Source organism: Moorena sp. SIO2C4, from assembly GCF_010672485.1.
In the GTDB taxonomy this organism is placed as follows: domain Bacteria; phylum Cyanobacteriota; class Cyanobacteriia; order Cyanobacteriales; family Coleofasciculaceae; genus Moorena; species Moorena producens.
Genome location: NZ_JAAHGN010000496.1, coordinates 1 through 5,358 on the forward strand (window position 1 = coordinate 1; position 5,358 = coordinate 5,358).

Annotated in this window: 3 protein-coding genes and 1 pseudogene; 2 read left to right on the forward strand and 2 right to left on the reverse strand. The window is 46.5% G+C overall.

Features of this window, described 5'->3' with window-relative positions; translation table 11 throughout:
• Positions 1 to 397 (reverse strand): annotated as a pseudogene (locus F6K20_RS22810) (arsenosugar biosynthesis arsenite methyltransferase ArsM); the annotation flags it as partial.
• A gap of 1,033 nt (positions 398 to 1,430) precedes the next feature.
• Between F6K20_RS22810 and F6K20_RS22815 the strand changes: the two are divergent.
• Positions 1,431 to 3,410, forward strand: coding sequence for an AMP-dependent synthetase/ligase (locus F6K20_RS22815; RefSeq protein ID WP_008190408.1), 1,980 nt, complete (start codon positions 1,431 to 1,433; stop codon positions 3,408 to 3,410).
• 758 nt (positions 3,411 to 4,168) lie between these two features.
• Positions 4,169 to 4,618 (forward strand): YlqD family protein, encoded by a 450-nt coding sequence (locus F6K20_RS22820; RefSeq protein ID WP_044495479.1) that lies wholly within the window; start codon positions 4,169 to 4,171, stop codon positions 4,616 to 4,618.
• A 110-nt stretch (positions 4,619 to 4,728) separates the two neighbouring features.
• Here F6K20_RS22820 and F6K20_RS22825 read toward each other — a convergent pair whose 3' ends face one another.
• Positions 4,729 to 5,208, reverse strand: coding sequence for a hypothetical protein (locus F6K20_RS22825; protein WP_008190412.1), 480 nt, complete (start codon positions 5,206 to 5,208; stop codon positions 4,729 to 4,731).
• Positions 5,209 to 5,358: the final 150 nt, after the last annotated feature.

The window sequence follows — 5,358 nt, forward strand, 5'->3', positions numbered from 1 at the left end:
CTGGCATAGGTAGGGCAAAGGCATCCCCTTCCCGAATTTCCACAAAACTCTGGTCAAACCAGGAATTGTCTTGAGCAGCAATCTTCAGGTTACGGGTAGCCGCCTCCCGCATGGCCTGAACTGGCTTAACAGCAATCACACCCCCTGGACGTTGGGAAAAATAAGCAAACTGTAACGACTCTAAACCACCACCAACACCGACATAGAGGACAGTCGGCTGATTGCTGAGTTCCGTGGGATGTACCGTCGTACCGCAGCCATAATTCATATCCGCCATCATTGGAGGAATTTTCAGTCCTGGCAGTTGTAAGGGGCTACTTTGGACACAACACAAACCAACTTGGGGTGTTTGGGCGACTTCAGAATAAAATTCAGCAGTTGTTTCGAGATAGGTCATCAGAATCCTTTACTTGGCAAAGATGGTAATGCTATTGATAGTAGGGTGGAAATTGAAAACTAATTCTGAACCAGTATAGTTCCTCAGTTGAGCGTTAATGCTACAAAATTCATGTATCCTCTGATACCAAATCCCGGTTCAAAACCCCGTTGATTATTTTGATCATCTAGTCAGCGAAGTGCGGACTTTGTCATCTTCAAGAAGGCTTCGCCTATGTCTAGCCGCGATTTATAGCAGAAGTCAGAAGTCCTTTGTCAGAAGTCAAACTCTTGCGCTTACTTAGGTTTGAGACTTTTGTCATGTCCTAACTGCCCTGTCTTGATGCAAAGCGCGAGTGGGGGAAACCCCCAAGACCGCGCTGCATCGCTGGCGACTGCTATATTATTCGTTTAGGCTATAGGGAAGCTACAATAGGGAATTTGGAATTAACGCGCTGTTGCAGGCTTTTGCTCCAATTTGTCTTCAGGTAAGCAACGGTACAATCCCTTGCCTCACCCTTAGATGCTATTAAACTCATGCCAGATGAATTTTTCGAGTAGTACACCATGAATTTTTACTGAGATTACCACGCGATCGCTCATGCTTAGGGTATAGGATGCTGGGGTAATCAGGTGATCAGGTCATGGGGTGACTCGGGTGACTTAAGCATTCAGCCGTCAGCTATCAGCTATCAGCTAGCAGTTATAGCGCTACGCGCAAGCTTAAAGGAACTTGCGTCAGAAGTCAAAAGTAAGCTATGACTAAGTTTCGGAGTTTAGGAATGTCAAACGTCTGAATGCGTAGTGCTATATCAGCTAATGCGCTACAGATGGTGCTACTGATCGGTGCTTTTGAATAAAACAGGTAAGCATTCGAATAATGCTGAGTTACGGAAAGCACCGATCAGTAGCGTGAGCCAAAGGCTGACGGCTGACGGCTGAATGCTTACACAGAAACTAAGACAGAAACAATTGTGTCCACTCAACACCCCCAATCACCTCTGAGCATAAGAGTATGGTAGAAAGAGCTACCATTACAATCAGGGAGTTGATGAATGTCGAAAAACCAGTATGCAGAACGCCTCAGACAACAAGAGAGAGTTTACCTCAAGCGTGTTGCTGATTACTCTTCACTAAAGTCGATACCAGAAATATGGCCCCTTGCTGCCCAACGGTTTGGGTCAATCATTGCTCTGCAAGACCCTCACGCTGTGGGAGCTCATGGTGCTCCAGCCTCGACCCTAACCTATACCCAGTTGCACGAGCAAATCGAGCAATTTGCGGCTGGATTACAATCCCTAGGTTTCCAGCCAAAACTCGATGAGAAGGGTATTCCTACCCGAATTGCTTTATTTGCTGATAACTCTCCTCGATGGCTAGTTGCCGATCAGGGGATCATGACTGCAGGAGCAGTAAATGTGGTGCGCTCAGGTCAAGCAGAACGGCAGGAATTGCTTTATATTCTCCAAGATAGCGGTAGCACGGCTCTGGTAGTAGAACACCTCAAAACTTTGGAAAAATTAGGCGATCGCTTGGATGGGCTACCGATTGAATTAGTGATTCTCCTTTCTGAAGAACAACCACTATCGACCGGATCATCCCGACAGATTGTTAACTATACTCAACTCATGGAAGCCGGGGCATCTCGGTCTGTTACCAAAGCTAACCACAACCGGGAAACCTTGGCAACTCTGCTGTATACGTCTGGTACCACAGGCAAACCCAAAGGGGTGATGCTGAGCCATGGTAATCTCCTGCATCAGGTCAACACCCTTGGTACAGTAATAGAAATCCAAAAAAGCGATCGCGTTCTTTCTATCCTGCCTACCTGGCACGCCTACGAACGCTCAGCGGAGTATTTTCTATTATCTCAGGGTTCCACCCAGATTTACACCAACCTGCGCCATGTCAAAAAAGACCTTAAAACCTTCAAACCTAACTTTATGGTCGGAGTACCCCGACTGTGGGAATCGATTTATGAGGGGGTGCAAAAGCAGTTTCGTGAGCAACCGGAAGGTAAGCAGAAATTAGTCCAAAACCTGCTAGGGTTCAGTCAACGCTACATTGAGGCACGGCGGCTTGCTCAGGGGTTGACCTTAGATAATTTAAATCCTTCACCCATCCAAAAACTATTGGCCACAGTGCAAGCTTCCTATTTATGGCCGGTTCATCAATTGGCTAATAAACTAGTTTATCAAAAAGTCCGGGAAGCCACTGGGGGAGAAATCAAGCAAGTCATTAGTGGTGGGGGTTCCTTAGCGAGGCACCTGGATAACTTCTTTGAGATTATTGGTGTCGAAGTCCTAGTCGGCTATGGCTTAACCGAAACATCTCCCGTTACTAATGCCCGGCGTTCCTATCGTAACCTGCGTTTTAGTGCTGGACCACCTTTACCGGAAACTCAAATCCGGATTGTTGACCCTGAGACTCATCAGCCTTTACCCCAAGGTCAAACCGGCTTGGTGATGGTAAAAGGACCACAGGTGATGCAGGAATATTATCACAAACCAGAAGCTACCGCTAAGGCAATTGATCGAGACCGGTGGTTTGATACAGGGGATTTAGGTTGGGTGACCCCCCAGAATGATTTAGTCCTCACTGGCAGAGCAAAAGATACTATAGTTCTGACCAATGGAGAAAATATCGAGCCACAACCAATAGAAGATGCTTGTTTGCGCAGTGCTTACATTGACCAGATTATGCTAGTGGGTCAAGACCAAAAGGCATTGGGTGCCTTAATAGTACCAAATCTAGATGCCTTGCAAGGGTGGGCAGCGGCTCAAAATCTTACCCTTGATGTATTCGCTCAAGATGTTGATTTAAATACTAAAGAGGTTCAGACGTTATACCGGACTGAATTAAACCGAGAAGTCCAAAATCGACCAGGTTATCGCCAAGATGACCGCATCAGCACCTTTAGGCTGATTCTAGAGCCGTTTTCCCAGGAAAATGGCATGATGACTCAAACCTTTAAAATCCGACGACCTGTAGTCACAGAACGCTATCGCGCTATCATTGACGGGATGTTTGCGTGAAGTACCCCAACCGGCTTGACCAAAGGTCATGGGATTGCTCGCATTCTCAGGTCAATTCAGGGACGGTCTTATTCGTCTTATCGGCAAAGCCGACGCGGGGCGCGTTCGGGTTTCCCGCGCGCGTCCCCGACGCCTAAACCAGAGGCGCTTTCCTAGGCCGGGGAACCCGGCCTAGGAAAGCGCGCCTGCTGGAATTGGTCGTTGACGAGGCGTCCACAGGCAGACATCCGCCTTCTATCGACGTATAACTTTTACGACAGACTTACCATGGAATTACAGCTCTATGGCTAACCAGCCGGGGCAAGTCTCTTCCGGGAGACTAAACCTTAGAATAAGGCAGCCTTAATCATAAAGTTTTAACCCTTTTACCCATAGCCGACAAACCATAAAGGCTGCCTTATTCTTGCGGTAACTTCTGACCCTGAGCTCTGAAGCGTACTTTGTACACCTTTGATAAGGTAGCCTTTTAGTCAGTCAGGCGGGTCAACGACCAAGTTGATTATATCACGAATCGTCGTAAGTTGAGGCGCGACCCCGTAATTTAATTCTTCAAGCGGAAAGCGCGCCTCCGTAGTCTCGCTATCCATCCCCACCTTCAAAGAAGGTGGGGAATTCCGCGAGTTTCTGTTAAAACGTTAGAAGGTTTAGAGGTGCGGGCCTCAAACCTTGAGACTGAACCTCAATCTTCTTTTGAAGAATTATTGAGCAATATCACCAGTCAAACTCTCAATCCCTCAAAGTTACATAGTGGAACGCATATGGACGACTCTAATAAGAACTTACTCTTGAAACGGCCAATTAATATCAAAGCCATCGTTACCCCTCGATGGAAGGAAGAGGTTCAGCAACAACTACAAAATCAAATCAACCAACTCGACGGCCAACTGCAACAGATTGATCTGCAGGGACAAAAAGCGATCGCTGAGATTAAAAACCAGAGCGTGAATCCTCCTGGTCCTCAGGTATCGCAACAAATTGAAAGCATTCAAACCCAGGTCAATCAAAAGAAAAGTGAACTGCTAGAGCAGAAAAACCAGCAACTTCAGCAACTACAACAAGTCCAAACCCTCGAACTCGACCAGGAAGTTAGTCAAGGTCAGCTAGAAAGCTTCTTCAGGGTGGAAGAAGGAGATAACCTAGTCAAAAAGATGAACGTGGAAATTCTGCTGCGGGATGGGGTTATCGAAGAGATTCGCGGTGATATTTAACGGAAACACAGGACATGAATAAACAGGGATACACGGATATCTGATTATCCGTGTATCCCTGTTTAAAAATCTCTGTATTGTCTTTCACGCCTTTGCCATTGACCCAGCCATTACTGGCAAAATTCCGTTGACCAATCCTGATGACCCCGTCCCTCTCGACAGGTAAACTGTTGACCAACCCACATGATCTGCCACTTTTTGCCAGTTTGGGCTGATTCCTTGGGTGATAACTCAATACGATACCGGATGCCACGTACAGAGTCATCCGGTAAACCCGTTTGAGTGATGGTGACTACCGCTTGATCAGGTTGAGGATAATCTACCTTGACCTGTTGATCAAAGTTTCCTTCAATCAACGATTGGTTTTGACCAAAGGTAGATAATGCGATCGCTTTTGGATCGGCACCAATCAGTTGATCCGGTTTTGCCTTATTGGCTAGGTCAATGGCTTTATAGTCTTCTCGCTTAGTCTGGACATTAGCAGGAGACTGAATTGGTTTGGGTTCAGGGGGTTTGCTAATCAGATTGCAAGCACTCAGGATTAGGATAATACCTGTAAGCGCGGTCAGGGAAAGTTTTTTGTTAAGCATCTCATATCAAGTTGCATTCGATAAAAATCAAGCTAACTTGTCGGCTGTTGACAGTCAACTCTCAACGATCAACATTTAACAGTCAACAGTCAACACTTAACACTTAACACTTAACAAAACACATTATCCCCGGGGGCCCAAGTCCATCTA